This is a genomic window from Sphingomonas phyllosphaerae, from assembly GCF_029623345.1.
Taxonomy (GTDB): Bacteria; Pseudomonadota; Alphaproteobacteria; order Sphingomonadales; family Sphingomonadaceae; genus Sphingomonas; species Sphingomonas phyllosphaerae_C.
This window is the reverse complement of sequence record NZ_JAPYKH010000006.1, coordinates 120,288-142,706: the sequence shown is the minus strand read 5'-3', so window position 1 is coordinate 142,706 and position 22,419 is coordinate 120,288. Positions and strand designations below refer to the sequence as shown.

Here is a 22,419-nt window from a genome sequence, read left to right as displayed (position 1 = left end):
TATCGAGCGGTCGCCTCCCCCTCATCCCAGCCGGCTGGTGAGCACCCAGCGGCGGTCCGCCTCCAGCCCCAGCACCGACAGGCGGTTCGAGGCATAAGCGCCCGTGTCCACGCCGATGCGGTTGCGGCGAACGTCCACCTTGTCGCTGACGGTGTGGCCGTGCACCACCATCACACCGTGATCCACGCGGCTGGCGAGGAAATCGCGCCGGATCCAGCGCAGGTCGCGCTCGCTCTGCTCCTCGATCGGCACGCGCGGGCGAATGCCGGCGTGGACGAAGACATAGTCGCCGAGCCGCACCATTGGCACCATCCGCCGCAGGAAACCGACGTGGAGCAACGGGATCGAGTCGCGCATCGCGCGGCGGAACGCCTCCGGGTCACGCAGGTGCAGTGCCGGGTCGATGCCATAGCTCAGCAGCGTCTCGACCCCGCCGACCGCGAGCCAATCGTCGAGCCGCTCCCACGCGCCGTCGAGAATGTCGAGCAGCACCTGCTCGTGGTTGCCGCGGATGAAATGGCGCTGGCCGAAGGCGGCACGCCCGCTCGCGAGCATGCTCACCACCGAAGCGGAGGCGGGGCCGCGATCGATCAGGTCGCCGAGGAAGACGACATGAACCTCGGGATAGCCGCCACGCGAGTCGCTGTCCGCGCGGATCCACTCGAGCATCGGCGCGAGCAGATCGGCGCGGCCATGGACGTCGCCGACGGCATAGGCGCGCACGCCCTCGGGCAGGCAATAGCGGTGCTCGCGGTCACGGCTCAGCCATCGCCCGATCATCGCCGCATCGCTGCCTCACACATGTCCCACCGTGCCGCGGCGGCGCGGTCAGCCGCCGTCGAACAGCAGCGCGTCGATCCGGTCAAGCACGGGATCGTCGTGATCGAATTTGCGTGCGAAATGGGCGTTTGACGCCATGATCGCGGGCAGATCCGCGACGCCGAGCTGCTGCGGATGCGCCCCGCCGCCGTTCCACTGCGCGTAACGGCGATTGTCGCGGTCGAGCGTCAGCCCCGGCTCGTTGCACAGCACCGTCTGATAATAGCATTCCTCCGGAATGGCGCGGCGGTGGAGGTGACGTTGCAGCCGACGGTGGCGCTCGCTCGGCGTGAGCAGCAGCCGTGCCGCGCGGCGGTCGGCGGTGATCCAATGATCCCCGTAAAAGCACGGGAAATCGCGCGAGAACGGCGCGAAGGGCGAGGCGAACGGCAGGTGCCAGGTGAACCGTCCCGGCCGGACACGCCGGCCGCCGTCGTTGAAGCGCAGCATCGGGAACCACAGCTCGGCGCCCTGATAGTGGCTCCACTTGAGCCGACGGTTGCCGTCCGACTCGAACTGGTCGAGCTCGGGATTGCGCGGCCCGAACCGCTCGAGCGCACTCTGCGCGGTGTCGCCGACCTGGCGATAGTCGATCAACGCGTCGGCCGTCGTCGCGGCCAGCTCGGCGCGGACGGTCGCGGCGCGCTTGATCGGATAATCGGCGCCGCTGAGCAGCACGAACCAGTCCGGGTCGGCGTCGCGGTACAGCAGCTCGAGCCCGGCGAGGAAGGCACGCACCACCGACCATTTCGCCCAGCCGGTGCGGATGCTCGGCGCGACGAAGCGGACATTGTCGGGAAAAGGCGCGGTATCGATCGGGCACTGCGCCATGTCGTGATGGCACGCGATCGGCGGGTCGCCATAGAGCCGGTTGAGCGTGCGCACCAGCCGCAGCAGCTGACGCGGTTCGCGGTGCGACAGGATCACGAAACCGATCTGCGGACTCATCCCTCACCTTCCCCCTCGGCGCGCCCTGCCCTGCGCCGAAGCACGGAGCGAGGCAACGCGAAAACGGCGGCCGCCCGGGTGGGCGACCGCCGCTTGCTTGATCGCATCATTCGATCCACGGGGCGAGGCGCCCCGCCCCGGATCAGATCGCCTGCGAGAAACGCACCGCCGGACGGCGACGCATCGAGTAACCGACCACGCCGAAGCCGAGGATCATCAGCGCCCAGGTCGCCGGCTCCGGCACCGCGGCGAAGGTCACGTTGGCGGTGTAGCTGCCGCCGCCCTGCGAGGTGCCGTTGATGATCAGCTTCTGCGGATTGTCGATGGTGAGCTGACCGCCGTCGGCCGAGCGCAGCACGTAGGAGTCGGTGCCGAGCTGCTGCATGATCAGCGCGGTGCCGTTGAGCGTGCCCGAGAGCAGCTGGAGCGCGCCGGTGATCGACAGCGAGATGACGCTCGCGCCCACCTTGCCGACCGACGGCACGTTGAACGTGTAGCTGTCGGTGAAGCTGCCCGCCGTCTTCGAGACGAAGCCGGTGGTGGCGGAATAGGTGCCGTCGGCGGACTGCTCGAGCGCCAGCTCGGTCGCCATGGCGGGGGTCGCGGCGCTGAAGGCGGCGGCGACAAGTGCGGATGCAACGAACTTCTTCATGCGGATAACTCCCTTAGATCCCTGAAAACACCACGACCCGGACGGTTGAATGACGAGGCTGTTTCACCACCCGATGACCGAGCTGATACTCGTTTACGGAAGGTACACCATCGCCGTTTTGAGGCACTTCGGACTGTTTCGGGACACGTCCTCGGTGCAACAAATGCTAGGATGGGTCAGAGCCGCCTCATTTCGTCCTGCGCACTTAAGAGCGCGGGACGCCGCGCATCGCAATGCTCGGCTTTTCCTAGATCGGGACGAGCAAGTCACTGCCGCCCATGGCCGGAGCATGATCGATCCGCTTCGGACAGACGCATCCGCCACATCGGGCGCGAGCATTCGACTATATTTTATAGTTAACGACTCGCCCGCGAACGACGCGAGACCAACAACGCCCCTGCTGCGGCAATGATGATACCGCCCAATTCCAGGATCCAATTGAGCCGGATGCAGAAAAGCGTCTGGCTCAGCGCCCAGTCGACATGATGGAACGACGAAGCGCGCACCAGGATGAAGCAATAAAGAAAAACGAGACCCGCCAAGGTCACGTTTCGAGCGCGCGGCTGGTGCCGCATGACATATGGCAGTGCAGCAAAGAACGCCGCGCCGACGGCCGCGATGACGAAGATGAACAGCGCCTGGAATTCGCGTCGCTGCTCGTACCAGCCATGCGCTTTGGCCCGGTCACGTAGAACTTGCGTGAAGAGCGACTGCAGATCGAGCTGCTTATTGATCCCAAGCAAGACGAGCAGCACCGCCACCGCCAGCCAGAAATGCCGTGGTCGCGGCCCCGCCGAATCGCGGCGCTGCGCCGCGGCGCACAGCAGCGCCGCGCTGAAATAGGCCAGGACGGTGATCCAGCCGATCGCGGTCGGATCGCCGATGCCGGGATGCCAGCGATCGTCCATGCGCTCAGTCCGGAGCGAACGAACCGCGCCCTGCGCGCCACGACCGCGCCAGGCGGAAGATGCGCGGCCCTTCGATCAGGTAGCGCCGCCACAGCCGACGCGGCTGCGAGGCGAGCCGGTGCGCCCATTCCAGTCCGAGTCGCTGTACCAGCCGGGGCGCGCGGCGCTGGCGCCCGACGATGAAGTCGAGCGACGCGCCGACGCACAGCGCTACGCCGCGCGCCTCGGGCAGTGCCGCGATTCGCGCGGCGACGATCTCCTGCTGCGGCGAACCGACCGCGAGCAGGAGAAATCGCGCGCGCGAGTCGCGCCCGAACGCCGCCGCAGCCTCCAGCGCGGCGGGGTCGCGCAGCAATCCCATCGGCGGGACGTGCTGGACGATGTCGAAACCGGGATACTTCTGCCGCAGCGCCGCCACCAGCATCGAGTCGCCGCCGATGATGGCGAGACGGTCGCCGGGCTGCGCGACCTCGTCGAACAGCCGCACCGTCAGATCGCTCCCCGGCGCGACCGGCAGCGTCACGCCGCACCAGCGCGCCAGCCGAGCAAGCACGCGGCTGTCGCACAGGGTCAACGCCGCGCCCTCATACGCACGCCACAGCGCCGCCCCGGTGGGTTCGTCGCGCCCCGCCGCGTCGAGCCGAACGATATGGTCGACGTTGGGCGTCACCACATAAGCGAAGGGAGCCGCCGCGGTCGCCTGCCGCAGCCAGGCGACCGCCGCATCGGTGTCGAGCGGGTCGAACCGCAGCCCGAGGAAGCTACGTGCCGCGTCCGGTTCAGTACGCATTCTTGTCGAACAGGATGTTGGCCACGGTCTGGATGATGATCTTGAGATCGAGCGTGAGCGACCAGTGATCGATGTAATAGCGGTCCAACTCGACGCGGCGCTTGGCGCGCTCGATCGTCTGGATCTCGCCGCGCAGCCCGCGCACCTGCGCCAACCCGGTGATGCCCGGCTTGACGCGGTGGCGCGCGGCATAGCCCTTCACCGCATCGAAGTAATAATGGTCGCCCACCTTCATGTGCGTGGCGTGCGGGCGCGGGCCGACGATCGACATCTCCCCGCGCAACACGTTCCAGATCTGCGGCAGCTCGTCGATGCTGAGCTTGCGGATCAGCCGACCGACGGGCGTGATCCGCGGGTCGCCCTTGCGCGTCCGCTCGGCGCCCGAAACGTCCTGCCGGTCGACGTACATCGACCGGAACTTGTAGACCATGATCTCGCGGTTGTTGAAGCCGAAGCGCGGCTGCTTGAACAAGACAGGACCGCGGCTGGTCGCCTTGATCGCCAGCGCGGTGACGAGCAGCAGCGGCGACAGGAACACCAGCGCCACCGCGGCGATGAACAGATCCTCGGCGTCCTTGAGCAAGGTATCGCCGTCGCGCATCGGGCGCTGCCACAGTGTCAGCACCGGGATCGCGCCGACGAAGTTCACCCGATAGTCCGGTGCCAGCGCGATCGCCTCGCGCGGGATCAGCGAGATGTCGATGGCCACCTCACTGAGCTTGTCGAGGATCAGGTCGAGCCGGTCACGCGTGAGGTCGGCCAGCGCGATCAGCACCTGGTCCACCTCGCCGTCGCGCGCCATCGCCAGCAGCTCGGAGAAGCCGCCGATGAACGGCAGATCCCCGACCGTCTCGTCACGCGATCGGCGCGAATAATCGTCCGCCACGCCGACCAGCAGCAGCTGCGGCAGCGCCTGGAGGTCGAGCATGCGGCAGGTCCGCTCGACGATCTCGGTGTCCGCGCCATACAGCACGACGCGCTGGCGTATCCGCCCGCCGACCGCGAGCCGATGCAGCAGCGCGCGCAGCACGAAGCGGCTGACCAGCAGCGAGCCCACGCAGGAGCCGACGTACCAGAGCGTCAGCCCGCGCGAGAATTCATCGACCAAACCAAATTGCCAGACGATTGCGCTGCTCAGCAGCGCGGCGAAGACATAGTCGAGCGCCACCGCGGCGTCGCTCGAGCGGAGCAGCGCGAGCGACTGGCTGTACACGCCGCGTGACTGCCGGATCAGGAAAAAGGCGACCCCGGCGATGAACGCCGCCGCCGTGTGGACGCCGGGCACCACCGCCAGGCCGACGGAAAACTCGTACAGCAGCAGCGCCGCCGGCATGCTGATCAGCAGGCAGAGCAGATCGACGACGAAGATCAGCGACGGAATCACGTTGGACGTGAACCGCCTCACTCTGGTGGGCCGCACTACCGTCGCCACTCGCTCACGCCTCGCTCTTCCCTTTTCGCGCGAGAATATCTCACCACTGCAACCGTGCTAGTCGCTGCTGCTCTACAAATTGTTGACCCAACTCGTCGAGTTCGTCGCTGCGCCCCGTTGCGGCGAGATATTTTCGCAGCTCACCATAGAGCAGCGGATCGGCGGGAATGTCCTGCAGGCCGCCGCGCAACGCGTTCTCGGCCAGCTGCGGCTGCCCCGCCTGGCGGTAGGCGCGGGCGAGTCGCACCCGATCGTCGGGCGCTCGGGTCTTTTCCGCCACGAGCTTCTGCGCATCGAACACCGCTTGCCGCCCCCGCCCGGTGCGCAGGTACAGATCGGCGCGCGCGCGCAGCGCGACCACGTTGCTCTGATCGAAGGCCAGCACCTGATTGAGCAGCGACTCGGCCTCGCTGTCCCGCCCTCGAGTCGCGCGGATCTGCGCCAGCAAGGCCAGCACCGAAGCGTTGGCGGCGGTCACTGGCGGCTTCGCCAGCGGCGCCACCAGCGACTCGGCGTCGTCGGCCGCGCCGGTCAGCATCAGGAAATAGGCGTAGCGCAGCCGGTCGCGCGGCGCCGCCGCTGCGGCCAGTGTGCGCACGGTCGGCACGCTCCAGTCGCGCGGCTCGTAGCGGCGCCACAGCGCGAGCACGTCCACCAGCGAGTCGCCATAGTCGCCGCCGCGGATCAGCCGCGCGGTCAGCGCCCGCGCTCGGTCGCGCTGGCCGAGCGCGTAGAGCGTCTCGGCATAAGCGACGCGACCCGCCGCATCGTGCGGACGCAGCGCCACCAGCTTCTCGCGCGCCGCGGCGAGCGACGGCAGCCGATTGAAGCGCCGCGCCACCGTCACCATCGTGTCGAGCGCGGCTCCGTCGCGCGGGTGGGCCGCGGTGAAAGCGGTCAGCAGCTTCAGCGACGCGTCGGGATCGCCGCTCGAGGCCAGCGCGCGCGCCTTCAGGATCGTGGCGTTCGAATCGTCGGGGCGGCTGGCAAGCACCGTGTCGGCGCGCTTGAGCGCGGTGTCGAAATCGCGGTCGTGCAGCGCGACGAAGCCGAGCGTGGCCTGTGGCGCCGGGTCGCTCGGCAGCAGCAGCAACACCTGGTTGGCGTAGCGCCGCGCGTCCTCCACCCGTCCGCTCAGCGCGGCGAGGTCGGCGAGTGTCTGGATCACGTTCGCGTTGGAGCGATCGAGCTCGTTGGCGCGGACGAATGCAGCAAAGGCGCCGGCGTAATCGCCCAGGGTCAGCTGCACGCGGCCCAGCGCCGCCCAATATTGCGGATTCGAATCATCGATCGCAACGGCGCGCTGCATCGCCAGCCGGGCAGTCCAGGGATCGTTGCCGGCCAACGCCGCCTCGTACATGCCAGCGTAGCGCGCGGCGCGTTCCTCCGGCGCGCGGCAGGCGGCCAGGGTGAAAAGCATTAACAATAGCGCGGCGCGCCCCGACCGCTTCGTTCGACGCACCAGAATGCTGCACATACTCAACAATCTCGTGCGTACATGGAAAGGAAAATGCGGTAAGGCGGCTGACGCTGCGCCCGTTACTCGATATGGGACGAGCGATCAAATAAACTCGTGGCGCGCGCCGATCGATTTGTGGATCAGGCCTTAGTAGTTGGGGGGTCAAGGGAATGGTGAATAAGCTACTGTCCGGGGCAGCGATGGCCTTGGCGCTGATCGGGGCCGTGCCCGCGTCGGCGCAGTCGGGCGCCGGCGGCTCGGCCGCGGCGCTTGCGGCCTATCGCATCAACCCGGGCGACGAGCTCGACATCTTCGTATGGGGCGAGGAGCGCCTGCAGCGCACCGTCCGGGTTCTGCCCGACGGCACCTTCTCCTTCCCGCTCGTCGGCAAGGTCGACGCGCTCAACGCGCTGCCCAGCGAGATCGAGGCGCGCATCACCAAGGGACTGGAAGGCCAGTATCGCACCGCCGTGCCGCAGGTGACCGTCTCGGTGAAGACGCCGCAGGGGATGCAATTCTCAGTGCTGGGCAAGGTCCGCTCGCCCGGCTCGTTCAACCCCGGTCGCTACGTCAACGTGCTCGAGGCACTCAGCTTCGCCGGCGGCCCGACCGAGTTCGCCTCGCTCGGCAACGTCGTGATCCTGCGCAAGACGCCGAATGGCGCGCAGGCCGTGCGCGTGCGGCTGAGCGATCTGATGCGCGGCTCGACCGACAATCTCTCGAACGATTCGCTGCCGCTGGTGCGCGGCGGCGACACGGTAATCGTCCCGTGAGTGGCGTGAGTCGTCGTCTGCGCGCCGGTGTTGCGCTGCCGCTCGGTGTCGCGCTGGCGGTGCTGCCGTCCGCGCTGGCCGAAGCGCAGACCACGCGCTTCATCGTCGATGGCCAGGCGGGTGTCGGTTACTCCACCAACCCGTTCGTCGTCGACGACAATGATACGGGCAGCGCCTTCACCGAGCTGTCGATCACGCCCCAGCTCGTCCGCCTCGACGAGAAGGGCGAGGCGGCGCTGAGTGCATACTATCGCCGCACCGATTATTTCACGCGCTACGACTCGGCTGACAGCTACGGCGTCGAGGCGCGCGCGCGGCGCCAGCTGAGCCAGACGTTCAACGCGCACGCGGTGGTGAGCTATGACAGTTCGATCATCGGCCAGAGCAGCTATGGGGTGGTCGGCGTGCTCGATCCGTCGCTCCCGCCCGATCTCGGCACGCCCGATATCGCGCTGCTCGGCCTGCGTCAGCGCCAGAAGAGCCTCGTTGCCGCGCTCGGCGCGGACCTGCGGATCAGCACGCGCGACACCGTCAACGGCGAGCTACGCGCCAGCCGGATCAGCTACGCCGACAGCGGTATCCTGACCTCGTCCACCACCAAGTCGGCGACGCTCGGCTGGTCGCACGCGGTGTCGGCGCGCACCAGCGTCGGCCTCCAAGGCTCGGGATCGTGGACCAGCTTCGAGCGCCAGCGTACCTCGGGCGCCTTCTACCAGCCGCAGGTGACGCTGACGCACCAGTTCAGCTCCTCGGTCACGGTGACGGCCGCCCTCGGTGCGTTGTTCATCACCTCGCGCACGCCGCTGGGGACGACGCACTCGACCGGCGTCTCGGGCAATGTCTTCGCGTGCAAGGCGGGGCAGCGCAGCAACACCTGCTTCCGCGCCTATTCGGACGCGCAGCCGACCGGCTTCGGTGACATTTCCAAGCGCCAGGGCGCCGGATTGGACTATTCGTACCAGGTCCGCGAGAATGACGTGGTGCGTGCCTCGGTCGATTACTCGCGCGTGCAGGAAACGTCGAATCTTCTTCAGGCGCGCAACGCCTCCTTCATCACTGGTGGTGCAAGTTACGAACATGGCTTCTCGCGGCGCCTCTTCGGGGGCGTGGCGGGCGGCTATCGTCGAGCAACCGGTGGCGGGCAGGACTGGCCGTCGGACCTCAACGTCAAAGTATTCGTGCGAGCGAGATGGGGCGATACGCAGTGAGTGACGTCGACACGAACGAGGAAGAGGGCGGCGGCGGCTTCTTCGGCTACATCCCCACGATCCTGTGGCAGCGCCGCTGGCTGATCATCATTCCCTTCCTGGTGCTTTCCACCATCGGGGTAGCGCTCGCGCTGCTGCTGCCGCCGACGTACCGCTCGTCGGCGACGCTGCTGGTCGAGTCGCAGGAACTGCCCTCGACGCTGGTCAGCTCGCCGCTGACGACGATCATCGATCAGCGCATCGCCAAGATCCGCGAGCAGGTGCTCAGCCGCGGCGACCTGATCGCGCTGATCGAGCAGAACAATCTGTACGAGAAGGAGCGGCGCTCCAAGCCGCTGTCCGAGATCGTCGAGACGATGCAGAAGGCCACCGCGGTGCAGGCGGTGAGCGGCGATATCGGCCAGGGGCAGCAGGCGCAGAACGGCGGCACCAGCACGATCGCCTTCACGATGAGCTTCGATTACGCTGATCCCGCCAAGGCGCAGGCCGTGATGCAGAGCATCGTCAGCCGCTTCCTCGAGATCGACGCCACCACCATGGCGGCGCAGGCGACCAACACGGTCGATTTCCTCCAGGACCAGTCGCGCAAGCTGCAGGACCAGATCGGCCAGATCGAGGGGCAGATCACCCAGCTCAAGGCGCGCAACGGCCTCGCGCTGTCGTCGGGCGGCATCGTCATGCCCTCGAACAGCAGCGGCTACAGTGCGCAGATCGCGCAGCTCCAGAGCGAGAACCGGGCGCTGCTGGCGCAGTCGCGCAGGTCCGGCGGCAAGGACCCGCTGGTGCAGCAGGCCGAGCAGGCGCTGATCGCGGCGCGCGCGGTCTACAACGAGGGTCACCCCGACGTGATCCGCGCCAAAGCGCGGCTGGCGCAGGCGCAGGAGATCGCCAAGTCGCAGGGCGACACGTCCGACGCCCCGCTGGTGCAAAGTCAGATCCAGGCCAATAATTCGCAGATCGCGCAGCTCGAATCCTATCGCGCCAGCGACAACGCGCGCGCCTCGGCCAGCCTTGCCAACTCCTCGCGTGCGCCGGTGGTGATGGAGCAGGTCAACCAGCTCGAGGCGCGCGCCAGCGGCCTGCGCGACCAGCTCAAGGACATCACCGGGAACGTGCTGCGTGCGCAGAATTCGGCACGGATGGCGCAGGAGCAGAAGGGCGAGCGACTCACCGTGGTCGATCCTCCCGCGGCACCCGACCGCCCGGTCTCGCCCAACCGCCTGATGCTGATCGGCGGCGGCGTCGCCGGCGGCCTCGGCCTCGGCCTGGTGCTCGCGCTCGCGCTCGAGTTCCTGATGCGCCCGATCCGCGGGGTCGACCAGCTCAAGGCGCTCGGGCTCGAGACGCTGACGGTGGTGCCCACCTTCACGCCCGACCTCGCGCCGGGACAGAAGATCCGCCGCTGGCTGCCCGGGCTGCCGTTCCGCCGCAAACCCCGTCTGGCCGCCGAGTCTGGCGGAGCGCTGTGAAGATGACCGACATGCTCAAGGCCATTCCCATGACCAAGCCCGAGATCGCTCCGTTCGCGGGCGAGACCTTCCCCGAGTTCGACCGGAGCGCCGAGTTCGCCTGGTCCACCGCCGAGGCGAAGCAGCGCGGCATCTACGGCTTCGACAGCCGCGACGTGCGCTCGCGCCCGTTCAACATGCTGCGCTCGCGGCTGCTCAAGCTGCAGCGGCACAAGGGCTGGCGGCTGTTCGGCATCGTCTCGGCGACGCCGGCGGTAGGCAAGTCGTTCTGCGCCACCAACCTGGCGGCGGCGCTGTCGCGTACCCCGGGGCTCGACACCTATCTCGTCGACCTCGACCTCCGCCGCGGCTCGATCGCGTACAATTTCGGCATCCCGGTCGAGCGTGGCATGCGCGACTATCTCGAGGGTGACGTCGATTCGCTCGCTGCGTTCGCCTGCCATCCGCAGGGCGAGCGGCTGGTGATCCTGCCGACCGACCGCGCCCCGGCGCACTCGGCCGAGCTGCTCGCCTCGTCGCGGATGGAGCGCACGATCGCATCGATGCGCGCGGTCACCGCGCCCTCGATCTTCCTGTGCGATCTGCCGCCCGTCTTCGCCAACGACGACGCGACGATCGTGACGACCAAGCTCGACGCCTTCATCATGGTGGTCGAGGAAGGTCGCACGACCAAGAAGCAGGTTAAGGACGCGCTTCACGTGCTCGATCAGGCGCCCTGCGCCGGCGTGGTGCTCAACCGCTTCGACGGCGGGCTGCTCGCCGACAGCTATGGCTATGGCTACGGCGCCGGCTATGCGGACTATTATAAGTAAACGGTAGGACTGGTATTGCGGCCCGAGCGATCGGGGCCAGCGGCGCGCGCCCATCGCAACACCTGGGTATCCCGGCCTTGAGCCGGGACCCATCGAGCCGCGCTCGTCCGACTCGTTGTTCGAGCGGAACCGTGGATCCCAGCTCGAGGCCGGGATGACGACGGTCGAGTAGCACAACGACAATAATGCAGCGCTCCGGCGTGCTCCTACGAACGCCGCGGCCCGATGGCACGGGCGCTGAACGCACTCACTTTCGTGTCCGCAGGACCACGCGGACGAGCGGCGGCGTCCCATGACGCCGCCGCCCTCACCTCATTTAGCGGCAGCAGCCGGCGCGCCCGAGCCGGTCGGCGGCGGGGCATAGCCCGGCTGATACTCGATCTTCGCGGTCGAGCGGAGCTGCTTGACCTGATCGTTAAGGCTCTTGTCTTCGTTCTGCTTGCGCAACGCGCCGAGCGCGGCCTTGCGCATGTCGTCCGCCGACATCGCCACCGGCTCGCGCCCGACGATCACGTTGGCGAACAGCTTGCCGCCCGCGGGCAGCACGAACGGCTCGGTCGACGGCAACGCGAGGATGCGCTTAAGCACCTCGGGCGGCACGCTGGCGGTGTCGAGCCGGCCGCTGGTGCGCGTGAACGGGATGTTGAGCTTGGTCAGCGCCGCCGCGACCGCGTCGAGCGAGTGCGCGTCCTTGAGCGGCTCCAGCGACTTGGGATCGCTCGGCGGATCGATCGCGATCTGCTGCAGCGCGAGCACCTGGCGCTGCGCGAAGGCTTGCGGGTTGGCCGCGATGAACTGGTCGATCGCCTTCTGGTCGGGCAGCTTCTGGCTGCCGTTCTGGCGCTCGGCGTTCATCGCGATCAGCAGCTCGTCGGTGAGCCGACGCTGGCGGCTGAGGAACTCCGGCGTCTTGTCGACGCCGTTCTTGCGCGCGTCCTGCGCGAGCAGCCGGCGGCTGATGATATTCTGCAGCAGCTGCGCGCGCACCGCTTTCTGGTCGGCGCCCTGCGGCACATTGGCCTGCTGCAGCTCGGCGTTGAGCTCGCCGATCGAGATCTCGTCCCCGTTGACCACCGCGACCGACTGTCCGGTCGGCTTGCGGTCGCACCCCGCCGCGAGCAGCGCGAGCGAGCTCGCCGCGATTAAAGTCCCACGCCTGAACATCTCAATCCCCTTTTCACTGTTGATGGCCTACCTAGCACAAGCTGCGGATTTGCTGTACCGCTACCGCGTCAAGGATTGGACCGCCGGATGGAAACTGCTTACGATTGGGTGACTTTGGCCATTTTCGCCGGCCTTGTCGTGCTGTTTCTGCAACGATCTGTTTCCAGCGAACGGCAGGACTCGATGCTTGCCTATCTGGCCGGCGCGGTGATCTGCGCGCTCGCCAATTATTTTGGCAATTCGGGTCAGCATCTTCTCGCGATCGCGCTGATCATCGCCAACCTGATCTTCATCCTCCTCGTCCTGAAGCCGATCGACCTGCCCAGCCGCCGCTCGTGAGGCGGCTCAGCCGGCGGCGCTGTCGAGCACGCGGCGCACGTCGGCGGGCACCGCGGCGAACAGCGCACGAGTGAAGGTCGCCAGCGTCGCCATTCCGGCCTCGCGGTCGTGCGTCAGCGTCGAGATCCGCACCAGCATCGCGTCGGGCACGTCGCCGCGCAGGTTGGCGCGCGCGACCGACCAGCGCTGCTGCGCCCAGCTCAGCGGCATGTCGCGGCCGACGCGCGTCCAGTACATCAGCTGTTCGACGCGATTGTCGGCGCTCGCGGTCATCACGGTCGCGTCGAGCGGCCCCCCGGGCAGCGGCACCGAACGGACGGCCTTGTCCGTCAGCGTGAAGCCGCCCGCGGGGTAGCAATATTCCGGACGGTGTACCTGGAGCACGCCGGTCTGGCCGCTGCTCTGCGCCATCAGCAGCATGATCGGCAGCTGGTCCGGCGCCAGATACACGCGCGTGAGCAACTGCGAGTAGAGCAGGTCGGAGAGCTGGTCGGGCGGCGGCGTCACCAACCCGCTTTTCGAGTAGAAGGACCAGGGCCCCACACGCGCCGGGATCAGCGCGTCGAGCTTGCGCTTGCCGAGCAGGTCGATGTGGTTGCCCGGCACCCGCGCCGCGGCGACGCCCGCGGTGAGCAGGAAGGCGCCGCCCAGCAGCGCGCGGCGCCGGTCGAGCAGGCGCGTCTCGGGCAGCGCGGGGCCGCTCGCCTCAGTCATGGCCGTTCCCCAGCGCGCGGCGCAGCGGCGTCGCCAGCGCGTCGATCGCAAAGATGGTGAGCACCGAGACCAGGAACATGACCAGCCCGGCGAAATCGTGCGCGAAGCCCTGCGCCGCCGCGTCACCGAAATAATACGTGATGAGGATCAGCAGGATCACGCGGATGAAGTTGGCGAAGATCGCGATCGGCACGATCGTCAGCATGAGCAGCGCGGCGTAGCGCCAGTTCGCCTGATGCCGCACGTAGATATAGAAGAGACAGATCGCGGTGAGGCTGATGATCGAGTTCAGCCCCGCGCAGGCCGCCGCCACCAGCAGGTCATATTGCGCGATCTGGATCGTCACGCCCGAGCTGCCGATCGGATAGCCGAGCGCGTAGAGCAGGTTCACCGCCTGCTCCGAGATCGCGATCTTGAGCGGCTGGGTGATCACCGCCACTACCTGATCGGGCGGCGGGAAGATGAAGCCGAGGTAGACGATCGGGAACCACAGCTCGCGCAGCACCGCGCCGCCCAGCAGCGCATAGGCCGCCACCAGCAGCGCGCCGTAGAGCGCGAAGCCCTCGATCTCGATGATCCCGGTGATATGCGCCACCAGGTAGAGCAGCAGGCAGACCGGCAGTAGCAGCGCGATCACCACCGCCGAGCCGGGCCGCCGCAGCGGCCATACGCCGGGCACCTCGCGCCAGAGCAGCCAAAGCCCGGTGGCGAGCACCAGCGGACCGTGGCCACCCTGCTCGGTCGACCAGCTGAAGCGTGCGACCGTCAGCATCGTCGGGACTGCCAGCGCGACGCAGCCGATCAGCAGCAGCCAGGCCGAGAGCGACAGCGAGGGGAGACGCGGCGCGGGCCGGCCGCGTGGCCGATCCAGCTGGGCCGCGGTCGACATGGTCGCACTATGCTGACTATTCACCTGTATCAGACTCGACGAGCGGGCACATACCGACGCGGCACCGGCGACCCCTTCCGGCGGACCTGGGCATAAACATCAAACCACCCGCTCGCAACTGACCGGGGCGACCATGCGCTGGCGCTGATTGACGAAAGTGGCACGGTATTAGGCTAACGCGGCGTTTACCGAACACTCACCAGCGACAAGCTAGTGGCCAGCGCGCGCACCGCTGCGCTACAGCCGCGGCCGCGCTCGTTGAGCGGCGTTCAGGGGAATAAGCGAGTGACAGCAGTGGCAGTGATCGCGACCGTCGTCGCCGCCCTCGTCGCGGCGCCGCTGCTGGCGCTCACCGCGGCGTTCGTGATCGAGGTGGTCGCGGGACTGCGCTCACCCGTCTCCCCTGCGCCGGCTGGCGCCACGCCGCGCGCGGTGATCGTAATGCCCGCGCACGACGAGGGGCCGATCATCGCGGCGACGGTCGCGCGCCTGCTTCCCGAGCTGCCGACCGGGTTCGAGCTGCTGGTGGTGGCCGACAATTGCCGCGACGACACCGCCGCGATCGCCGCCGCGGCGGGCGCGAGCGTGACTCGGCGCGACGATCCGACGCGCCGCGGCAAGGGCTATGCGCTGGCGCACGCGCGCGACCAGCTTGCGGCGCGCGCTCCTGGCGACCAGCCCGCAGTGGTGATGGTGCTCGACGCCGACGGCGCCACCGATCGCGCCTCGCTGCTCGCCATGGCGGGGCGCGCGACCGAGCGGCCGGTGCAGGCGACCAACCTGCTCGCCCCCGATCTGACCGCCGCGCCGATGGTGCAGGTCTCCAACTTCGCGTTCGTCATCAAGAATTTGGTGCGGCAGGGCGGACTCGCCCGGCTGGCCGGGCGCGCCAATCTCACCGGCACGGGCATGGCGTTCCCCTGGCCGATCTTCCGCGACGCGCCGCTCGCCACCTCCGACATCGTCGAGGACCTCGCGCTCGGGCTCGACCTTGCCCGCCGCGGCAAGCTGCCGCGCTACGTTCCCGAGGCGACGGTGTGGAGCGCGGCGAGCAGCGCCGAGGGGACGTTGCAGCAGCGCCAGCGCTGGGAGGGCGGCTTCCTCGCCACTTCGCTCACCCGCGCGCTGCCGGCCATGGCGGCGGCGCTGCGTGGGCGCGACGCGCGCGCCCTCTGGGCTGGGCTGAGCCTCGCCATCCCCCCGCTGACGCTGCTGCTGATGCTCGACCTCGCCGCGCTGGTGGTCACCGGCCTGCTCGTACTCGCCGGCGCGTCGCCGTGGCCCGCTGTGCTGCTCGCCGCCGCGCTGACTGCCGCGGCGGTCGCTTTGTGGGTGGCGTGGCGGCGGGTCGGGCGGCCGTTCCTCTCGGCCGGGGCGGCGGCGCGGCTGCCGCTCTACGTGCTGTGGAAGATCCCGCTCTACCTCAAGTTGCTCGGCGGTCGGCCGACGTCCTGGCTGCGCGCGCGCTGATCCAGCGGCGCTCGACCCGCTTGCCGAGTTCGATCATCGGCCGCTCGAAGCGGAAGGTGGAGAGATGCGCGGCGGCGAAGGTGGCGGCGAACAGCAACGGGCGCTTGGCATAGCGCACCAACGTGTCGCCGCTGCCCAGCCAGGTCGCCGCGAACATCGCGTGGAAGACATAGACCGCGTAGGAGACCTCGGCGACGTAGCGCGCCGGCGCCGAGCCGAACACCGCGCGCAGCCATGCCGGCGCGGCGTAGATCGAGCTGCCCACCGTCGCCGCGGCGAGATAGGGGCGCAGGTACATCAGCGCGCCGGCACCCTCGTGGCCGGAGGCGAGCAACAGCGGCAGGAGCAGCAGCGGCAGCACGCGCGGCAGCGACGCGGTCCAGCGCGGTGCGCGCGCGTGCAGCAGCGCCAGCGTCGCACCGGCCAGAATCTCATCGACTCGCTGCCAGGTGAAGATGCTGATCGGCGCGTGTTGCGCCACCCGCGTCAGCGTCACCGCGATGCACAAAGCGGGCAGCAGCCACAGAGCGCGCCGGCTGCCCAGCGCCACCAGCAGCGCGACGCCGACGTAGAATTGCACCTCGACGCACAGGCTCCACAGATGCTCGCCTGCGGGCAGCAGCCGGGTCGGCGGCAGGTTGGCGACGAACAGCAGGTTCGCACCCAGCGACTCAGCCCCGGCGCGGCTCGCCAGCGCCAGGACGATCATCGCGCCCCAGCCGAGCGGCACGATGCGGAACAGCCGGCGAATCAGGAACGGCACGACCTCCGGCCGATGCGACAGGAACTGCGTGATCAGGAAGCCCGACAAAGTGAAGAACAGCGCCATGCCGCTCGCCGCGACCGCGCCGTTGAGCCCCCAGCGATGCGGCCCGAGCGGCAGCAGATGCCCCGCGAGCACCAGCAGGATGCTCAGCGCGCGCCAGCCGTCGAGGATCGGAATGCGCTGCATCAATGGTCCCTTAGTCATTCGCCGCCATGCTTGGCCAGCGTCGACGACGTGATGACGGCTTTGTCTCAAAGCTTCCTTGTCGCCGCGCGGGATCATTGGCACAAGCACGCGCCCGGCGGTCGGTCGGGCGCCGGCCGGCGCTATCAGGGAGTTTCACCGTCTATGTCGCGCAACTATCAGTCGCGGAAGCGCGTGCTCGTCACCGGCGGTGCCGGCTTCCTCGGCTCGCACCTAATCGATCGCCTGCTCGACCGCGGCGACGAAGTGGTGTGCGTCGACAATCTCTTCACCGGTGCCAAGCGCAACATCGACCATCTGCACGGCAACCCGCGCTTCGAGTTTCTGCGCCACGACGTGTGCTTCCCGCTCTACGTCGAGGTGGACGAGATCTACAACCTCGCCTGCCCCGCCTCGCCGATCCACTACCAGTATGATCCGGTGCAGACCACCAAGACCTCGGTGATCGGCGCGATCAACATGCTCGGCCTCGCCAAGCGACTGAAGTGCAAGGTGTTCCAGGCGTCGACCAGCGAGGTCTACGGCGATCCGCACGTCCACCCGCAGAAGGAGGACTATTGGGGCAACGTCAACCCGATCGGGATCCGCTCCTGCTACGACGAGGGCAAGCGCTGCGCCGAGACGTTGTTCTTCGACTATCACCGCCAGATGAATCTGGACGTGAAGGTGGTGCGCATCTTCAACACCTATGGCCCGCGCATGCACCCGGCGGACGGCCGCGTGGTGTCCAACTTCATCATGCAGGCGCTCAAGGGCGAGCCGATCACGCTCTACGGCGACGGCTCGCAGACGCGCAGCTTCTGCTTCGTCGATGATCTGATCGAGGGCTTCCTGCGGCTGATGGATAGCGAGCCGGGCTTCGCCGGGCCGGTCAACATCGGCAACCCCAACGAATTCACCATCCGCGAGCTCGCCGAGCTGGTGATCGAGTTGACCGGCTCGTCCTCGACGCTCGACTATCGCCCGCTGCCCCAGGACGATCCGATGCAGCGCAAGCCCGATATCTCGCTGGCGCAGTCGAAGCTCGGCTGGGAGCCGACGGTGCAGCTGCGCGAGGGGCTGCAGCGCACGATCGACTATTTCCGCGAGTTCGCCGCCTGAGGTGACGGGCGGCGGCGGCCCTGCTTCCTTCGCCGTCATCCCCGCGAAGGCGGGGATCCAGACACGCTGACGCGCCGCTCATCCCGCGAGGTCCGCGCGTCTGGATTCCCGCTGCGCGGGCATGACCAAGGAGGGTGTCGCCGGAGGACCTAGCTCCCGGCTCGCGAGCCCCCCGCCGCCGCCTTACCCCGCCGGCGCGGCGCTGTTGTCGGGTTCCTCTGCCGGAGTCGGCAAATCCATCTCCTTCTGCTCGCGCGCGCGCTCGCGCTCGTCGCTGGTGACGGTGCCGTCATGGTTGGCGTCCTGCTGGTCGAAGCGTGCCAGCATCCACGCGCTCCACTCGTCGTTGGAGATGCGGCCGTCCTTGTCGCGGTCGATCTCGGCGAATCGGTCGGCCAGCCGTTTGGGCAGCTCGTTGGGCGTCAGGTGATCGTCGTGGTTGACGTCGAGCCGGCGGAAGCGGCGTTCGACCACGCCGCCGTAATCGAGCCGCGACATCACGAACGGCGGCACGTAATTGGCCAGTACCGCGGGATCGGCCGCGTCCTCCGCATTCTCCTTCGAGCAGGCGGCGAGCAGCACGGCCCCCGCCACCATCATCTGCCACCGCATGCGCCGCGAAACTCCCGTGTGTGTCAGCCGCGACGCGTCACGCCTCGAGCTCGACGTCCCAGTAGAGCCAGTCGTGCCAGCTTTCATGCAGATAATTCGGCGGGAAGCGGCGCCCGTGCTCCTGCAGCTGCCAGCTGGTCGGGCGGATCGGCTCGATCGCCAGCGGCATATGCGCCTGCCGCGGGGTGCGGCCGCCCTTCTTCAGGTTGCACGGCGCGCAGGCGGTGACGACGTTCTCCCAGGTCGTGCGCCCGCCCTGCGCGCGCGGCACGACGTGATCGAACGTCAGCTCGCGCGCGTTGCTGCCGCAATATTGGCAGGCGAAGGTGTCGCGCAGGAACAGGTTGAACCGCGTGAAGGCGGGGAATTGTGACGGCCGCACGAACTGCTTGAGCGCGATCACCGAGGGCAGCCGGATGACGTGGTTGGGGCTGCGCACCTCGCGATCATAATGCGCGACGATGTCGACGCGATCGAGGAATACCGCCTTCACCGCGGTCTGCCACGGCCAGATGCTGAGGGGGTAATAAGACAGCGGCGTGTAATCGGCGTTCAGCACCAACGTCGGGCAGCTGTCCGGATGCCGGATCAGGTCGGGATGGAACACGCTTGAACGTCTCCCTTACCTCTTACTCGCGCCGGCGCTGTCGCGCAGAGGCGTGACGACATGATGACAGCCCGACTCCGCGGCTTCAAGACTGGTCGCCACCGCGCGGCTGTGGCACGCCACGCGGCTTCGCCTCTCCACCACCGGATGCCGTCCATGCCGACCCCCTCTGCGCGCCTCCGCGCACTTCGCGACCAGCTCGTGCGCGACCAGCTCCATGGGTTCGTCGTGCCGCTCACCGACGAGCATATGAGCGAGTATGTCGGGGACTATGCGCAGCGGCTGGCGTGGCTCACCGGCTTCGAGGGCTCGGCCGGCACGGCGGTGGTGCTGGCGGATGAGGCAGCCGTCTTCACCGACGGCCGGTACACGATCCAGGTGCGCGAACAGGTCTCGGAGGCGGACTGGTCGTTCGTGAGCGTGCCCGAGAGCAATGTCGCCGCCTGGCTGGGCGCGCATGCCCGCGCCGGCATGCGCATCGGCTATGATCCGTGGCTGCACACGCGCGGGTGGGTCGAGGAGGCGCGCGCCGCCCTCACCGGCGTCAGCGCCGAGCTGGTCGCGGTCGAGCGCAACCCGATCGACTCGATCTGGGCCGACCGCCCTGCCCCCTCCCCCGCGCCGCTCGCGGTCCACCCCGAGCGGCTCGCCGGGCGCGGTGCCGCCGCCAAGCGCGCCGACGTCGCCGACTGGCTCGCCGCTGCCGGCGCGGACGCGACCGTGATCACCGCCCTCGATTCGATCGCCTGGCTGCTCAACCTGCGCGGCGCCGATGTCGCGCGTACCCCGGTGGCACTCGCTTACGCGGTGGCGCACGCCGACGGCACCGCCGATCTCTATGTCGCCCCCGGGAAGATGTCCGCCGCGGTGGCCGAGCACCTCGGCAACGCGGTGCGGGTCCATGACCGCGCCGCCTTCGCCGCGTCGCTCGGCTCGCTCGCCGGCAAGCGGGTCGCGATCGACCCGTCGCTGGCGGTCGCGGCGATCGCCGACCGCGTCGAGCGCGCCGGCGGCATTGTGCTGCCGCTGCGCGACCCGACCGTGCTGCCGCGCGCCACCAAGAACGCGACCGAGGTCGCCGGCCATCGCGCCGCCTCGCTGCGCGACGGCGCGGCGCTGACCCGCTTCCTGCGCTGGGTCGCCGACGCGGCATCGCGCGGCGGCGTCACCGAGCTGTCCGCGGCGGAGCGGCTGCTCGCCTTCCGCGCCGAGGGCGGGCTGCTGCGCGACCAGTCGTTCGATGCGATCTCGGCAACCGGGCCGCACGGCGCGATCCCGCATTATCGCGTCACGCCCGAGTCGAGCCTGCCGATCGAGGTGGGACAATTGTACCTGATCGACTCAGGCGGCCAGTATGACGACGGCACCACCGACGTCACCCGCGTGGTGCCGATCGGCTCCCCGAGCGACGAAATGCGCGACCGGTTCACGCGCGTGCTCAAGGGGCATATCGCACTCGCCACCGCAACCTTCCCGCGCGGCACCAACGGCGGCCAGCTCGACTCGCTCGCGCGCCGGCCGCTGTGGGACGCCGGGCTCGACTATGCGCACGGCACCGGCCACGGCGTCGGCAGCTATCTCTCCGTCCATGAGGGGCCGGCGCGCATCGCCAAGCCGAGCTACCCGGGCGGCGGCCCGGCCGAGCCGCTGCTGCCCGGCATGATCCTCTCGAACGAGCCCGGCTATTACAAGGCCGGGGCGTACGGCATCCGCATCGAGAACCTGCTGCTGGTGGTGGAGCGCGAGCTGCCCGACGGTGAGTCGCCGATGCTCGGCTTCGAGACGCTGACGCTGGCACCGATCGATCGCGATCTGATCGAACCCGCGCTCTTGACCGACGCGGAGCTGACGTGGATCAATACGTACCACCACCGCGTGGCGGAAACGCTCGCGCCGGTGCTGGGGGGAGACGACGCGGCATGGCTCGAGGCAAAGTGTACGCGCATCATGCGCTGATCGTGGCGGGTGTGGGCGCGCTGTTCGGCGCGGCGTCGGTGAGTGTCTGGCAGGTGCTGTCGCTCGCCTTCACGCTGGGTCATCGCGCCGCGGGGGGCTGACCGGTGCGTCCGGCCGCGGATCGACGTCCTGACCGGCGCGCGCCTGCGCCTTGCGCCGCCGCAGGTTGAGGCGCAGCTGCTCGGCCAGACGGGCCGCCCGTTCGTCGCGGTCGCTCATGAAAAGCGCGCTAGAGCGAGCGAGGCACCTTGACAATCACCGGCGGCTCGTCTCTTAGGCGCCCTCCGCCCGACGAGGTCGGAAGTGCTGCCGTAGCTCAGTGGTAGAGCGCATCCTTGGTAAGGCTGAGGTCGTGAGTTCAATCCTCACCGGCAGCACCATTTTTCTTCTTCATCTCGACGACTCACCCGGCTGATCCCGCCAAATGCTCGGCAAGGAAGTCGACGAACACGCGTACCCGCGCGGGCAGATGCGCGCCGCCGACGAACACCGCGTGGATCAGCTCGATATCGCCGGGGTTATAATCCTCGAGGAGCGGCACCAACCGCCCGTCGGCGATCTCGCCCTCGACGCTGAACCGCCCGACCCGCGCCACCCCGACACCTGCGGCGGCGAGCTGCCCCAGCGTCTCGCCGTTATTGGCGACGATCCCGCCGTCGACGCACAAGGTGACGTCGCGGCCGTCGCGACGGAACGGCCAGGTCGGCTCGGCGCGACGGAAGCTGAAGTTGAGGCAATTGTGCCCGTGCAGATCCTCGGGCACCGCCGGCGTGCCGTGGCGCGCGAGATACTCGGGCGCGGCGACGATGACGCGGCCGCTTTGCCCCAACTTGCGCGCGGTGAGCGCGCTGTCGGCAAGCGGGCCGAAGCGCACTGCGACGTCGGCCTGCCCCGCCGCGACGTCGACCAACGTGTCGGTCAGCGCGATGTCGATCAGGATATGCGGATAGGCGCGCGCGAAGTCACCGAGCAGCGGGACGACGCACAGCCGCCCGTGCGAGAGCGCCGCCGACACGCGCAGCCGCCCGCGCGGGCTGCCTTGATCGGCGATCTGCTGCTCGGCGTCGTCGAGATCGGCGAGGATGCGACGCGCCGCGAGCAGATAGGCCTGCCCCTCCGCAGTCAGCGTCAGCGCGCGCGTCGAGCGGAGCAGCAGCCGCACCCCGAGCCGCGCCTCGATCCGGTCGACCGCGCGTGCCACCGCGGAGGGGGTCAGCGCCAGAGTGCGGGCGGCGGCGGAGAAACTCCCCGCCTCGACCACGGTGGCGAACAGGGCGAGCGCGCGTGCCCGGTCGCTGCCACCTGTCAGCTTTGCATCCATCGCACA

At 68.7% G+C, this 22,419-nt stretch carries 23 protein-coding genes and 1 tRNA gene; 10 read left to right on the top strand and 14 right to left on the bottom strand.

Annotated features, from left to right (window positions below; all coding sequences use genetic code 11):
- Positions 1-21 precede the first annotated feature (21 nt).
- From QBJ89_RS08185 to QBJ89_RS08155, 7 genes are all read right to left on the bottom strand, one after another.
- Entirely contained in the window at positions 22-780 is a 759-nt protein-coding gene (locus QBJ89_RS08185; RefSeq protein WP_277980032.1) for a metallophosphoesterase, read from the bottom strand.
- Between the two features lie 48 nt (positions 781-828).
- Positions 829-1,767, bottom strand: coding sequence for a beta-1,6-N-acetylglucosaminyltransferase (locus QBJ89_RS08180; RefSeq protein WP_277980031.1), 939 nt, complete (start codon positions 1,765-1,767; stop codon positions 829-831).
- 142 nt (positions 1,768-1,909) lie between these two features.
- The gene (locus QBJ89_RS08175) at positions 1,910-2,419 is read right to left on the bottom strand and encodes an FxDxF family PEP-CTERM protein (RefSeq protein WP_277980030.1); all 510 of its coding nucleotides are present in this window, start codon (positions 2,417-2,419) and stop codon (positions 1,910-1,912) included.
- Positions 2,420-2,775: 356 nt separating this feature from the next.
- The gene (locus tag QBJ89_RS08170) at positions 2,776-3,327 is read right to left on the bottom strand and encodes a hypothetical protein (RefSeq protein ID WP_277980029.1); all 552 of its coding nucleotides are present in this window, start codon (positions 3,325-3,327) and stop codon (positions 2,776-2,778) included.
- A gap of 4 nt (positions 3,328-3,331) precedes the next feature.
- Positions 3,332-4,117, bottom strand: coding sequence for a WecB/TagA/CpsF family glycosyltransferase (locus QBJ89_RS08165; RefSeq protein ID WP_277980028.1), 786 nt, complete (start codon positions 4,115-4,117; stop codon positions 3,332-3,334).
- A complete protein-coding gene (locus tag QBJ89_RS08160) occupies positions 4,107-5,522 on the bottom strand; it encodes an undecaprenyl-phosphate glucose phosphotransferase (protein ID WP_277980027.1) in 1,416 nt (471 codons plus the stop codon). Before QBJ89_RS08160 ends, QBJ89_RS08165 begins: the two co-directional genes overlap by 11 nt.
- A gap of 67 nt (positions 5,523-5,589) precedes the next feature.
- A complete protein-coding gene (locus QBJ89_RS08155) occupies positions 5,590-6,969 on the bottom strand; it encodes a tetratricopeptide repeat protein (RefSeq protein ID WP_277980026.1) in 1,380 nt (459 codons plus the stop codon).
- Between the two features lie 239 nt (positions 6,970-7,208).
- Between QBJ89_RS08155 and QBJ89_RS08150 the strand changes: the two genes are divergently transcribed.
- The 4 genes from QBJ89_RS08150 to QBJ89_RS08135 are packed head-to-tail and all read left to right on the top strand — an operon-like array spanning position 7,209 to position 11,270.
- Positions 7,209-7,781, top strand: coding sequence for a polysaccharide biosynthesis/export family protein (locus tag QBJ89_RS08150; protein WP_277980025.1), 573 nt, complete (start codon positions 7,209-7,211; stop codon positions 7,779-7,781).
- Between the two features lie 5 nt (positions 7,782-7,786).
- Positions 7,787-8,989 carry a hypothetical protein gene (locus QBJ89_RS08145; protein WP_277980024.1) on the top strand — a complete coding sequence of 401 codons (1,203 nt, stop codon included), beginning with the start codon at positions 7,787-7,789 and terminating at the stop codon, positions 8,987-8,989.
- Positions 8,986-10,458, top strand: a complete 1,473-nt coding sequence (locus QBJ89_RS08140) for a GumC family protein (protein ID WP_277980023.1) — start codon at positions 8,986-8,988, stop codon at positions 10,456-10,458. Before QBJ89_RS08145 ends, QBJ89_RS08140 begins: the two co-directional genes overlap by 4 nt.
- Before the next feature lie 2 nt (positions 10,459-10,460).
- Positions 10,461-11,270, top strand: a complete 810-nt coding sequence (locus tag QBJ89_RS08135; RefSeq protein WP_277980022.1) for a CpsD/CapB family tyrosine-protein kinase — start codon at positions 10,461-10,463, stop codon at positions 11,268-11,270.
- Positions 11,271-11,582: 312 nt separating this feature from the next.
- Here the strand turns inward: QBJ89_RS08135 and QBJ89_RS08130 are convergent, their stop codons facing one another.
- Positions 11,583-12,434, bottom strand: coding sequence for a SurA N-terminal domain-containing protein (locus tag QBJ89_RS08130; RefSeq protein WP_277980021.1), 852 nt, complete (start codon positions 12,432-12,434; stop codon positions 11,583-11,585).
- Positions 12,435-12,521: 87 nt separating this feature from the next.
- Between QBJ89_RS08130 and QBJ89_RS08125 the strand changes: the two genes are divergently transcribed.
- Entirely contained in the window at positions 12,522-12,773 is a 252-nt protein-coding gene (locus QBJ89_RS08125) for an XrtV sorting system accessory protein (RefSeq protein WP_277980020.1), read from the top strand.
- A 6-nt stretch (positions 12,774-12,779) separates the two neighbouring features.
- Here the strand turns inward: QBJ89_RS08125 and epsI are convergent, their stop codons facing one another.
- Positions 12,780-13,487, bottom strand: coding sequence for an exosortase-associated protein EpsI, V-type (gene epsI / locus QBJ89_RS08120; RefSeq protein ID WP_277980019.1), 708 nt, complete (start codon positions 13,485-13,487; stop codon positions 12,780-12,782).
- Complete coding sequence (gene xrtV / locus QBJ89_RS08115) at positions 13,480-14,376, bottom strand: exosortase V (protein ID WP_277980018.1); 897 nt, start codon at positions 14,374-14,376, stop codon at positions 13,480-13,482. The genes epsI and xrtV overlap by 8 nt, the downstream gene beginning before the upstream one ends.
- A 294-nt stretch (positions 14,377-14,670) precedes the next feature.
- On the opposite strand from xrtV, the gene QBJ89_RS08110 reads away from it, so the two are divergent.
- Entirely contained in the window at positions 14,671-15,846 is a 1,176-nt protein-coding gene (locus QBJ89_RS08110; protein WP_277980017.1) for a glycosyltransferase family 2 protein, read from the top strand.
- On the opposite strand, the gene QBJ89_RS08105 is transcribed toward QBJ89_RS08110, so the two are convergent.
- Positions 15,800-16,798 carry an acyltransferase family protein gene (locus QBJ89_RS08105; RefSeq protein WP_277980016.1) on the bottom strand — a complete coding sequence of 333 codons (999 nt, stop codon included), beginning with the start codon at positions 16,796-16,798 and terminating at the stop codon, positions 15,800-15,802. The two genes, QBJ89_RS08110 and QBJ89_RS08105, sit on opposite strands and share 47 nt — an antisense overlap.
- Positions 16,799-16,960: 162 nt before the next feature.
- Between QBJ89_RS08105 and QBJ89_RS08100 the strand changes: the two genes are divergently transcribed.
- Positions 16,961-17,917, top strand: a complete 957-nt coding sequence (locus QBJ89_RS08100; protein ID WP_219748277.1) for a UDP-glucuronic acid decarboxylase family protein — start codon at positions 16,961-16,963, stop codon at positions 17,915-17,917.
- Positions 17,918-18,100: 183 nt separating this feature from the next.
- Here the strand turns inward: QBJ89_RS08100 and QBJ89_RS08095 are convergent, their stop codons facing one another.
- Together QBJ89_RS08095 and QBJ89_RS08090 are read right to left on the bottom strand one after the other, a co-directional pair.
- A complete protein-coding gene (locus QBJ89_RS08095; RefSeq protein WP_277980015.1) occupies positions 18,101-18,529 on the bottom strand; it encodes a hypothetical protein in 429 nt (142 codons plus the stop codon).
- A 37-nt stretch (positions 18,530-18,566) separates the two neighbouring features.
- Positions 18,567-19,136 (bottom strand): HNH endonuclease, encoded by a 570-nt coding sequence (locus QBJ89_RS08090; RefSeq protein ID WP_277980014.1) that lies wholly within the window; start codon positions 19,134-19,136, stop codon positions 18,567-18,569.
- Between the two features lie 156 nt (positions 19,137-19,292).
- Between QBJ89_RS08090 and QBJ89_RS08085 the strand changes: the two genes are divergently transcribed.
- The 3 genes from QBJ89_RS08085 to QBJ89_RS08075 all read left to right on the top strand — a co-directional run bounded on the left by QBJ89_RS08085 (position 19,293) and on the right by QBJ89_RS08075 (position 21,472).
- Complete coding sequence (locus tag QBJ89_RS08085) at positions 19,293-21,092, top strand: aminopeptidase P family protein (RefSeq protein ID WP_277980013.1); 1,800 nt, start codon at positions 19,293-19,295, stop codon at positions 21,090-21,092.
- The gene (locus QBJ89_RS08080) at positions 21,071-21,193 is read left to right on the top strand and encodes a hypothetical protein (protein ID WP_260172996.1); all 123 of its coding nucleotides are present in this window, start codon (positions 21,071-21,073) and stop codon (positions 21,191-21,193) included. The genes QBJ89_RS08085 and QBJ89_RS08080 overlap by 22 nt, the downstream gene beginning before the upstream one ends.
- Positions 21,194-21,397: 204 nt before the next feature.
- Positions 21,398-21,472 (top strand) — tRNA-Thr (locus QBJ89_RS08075).
- A 23-nt stretch (positions 21,473-21,495) separates the two neighbouring features.
- Here the strand turns inward: QBJ89_RS08075 and QBJ89_RS08070 are convergent.
- Positions 21,496-22,413, bottom strand: a complete 918-nt coding sequence (locus QBJ89_RS08070) for a LysR family transcriptional regulator (protein ID WP_277980012.1) — start codon at positions 22,411-22,413, stop codon at positions 21,496-21,498.
- Positions 22,414-22,419: the final 6 nt, after the last annotated feature.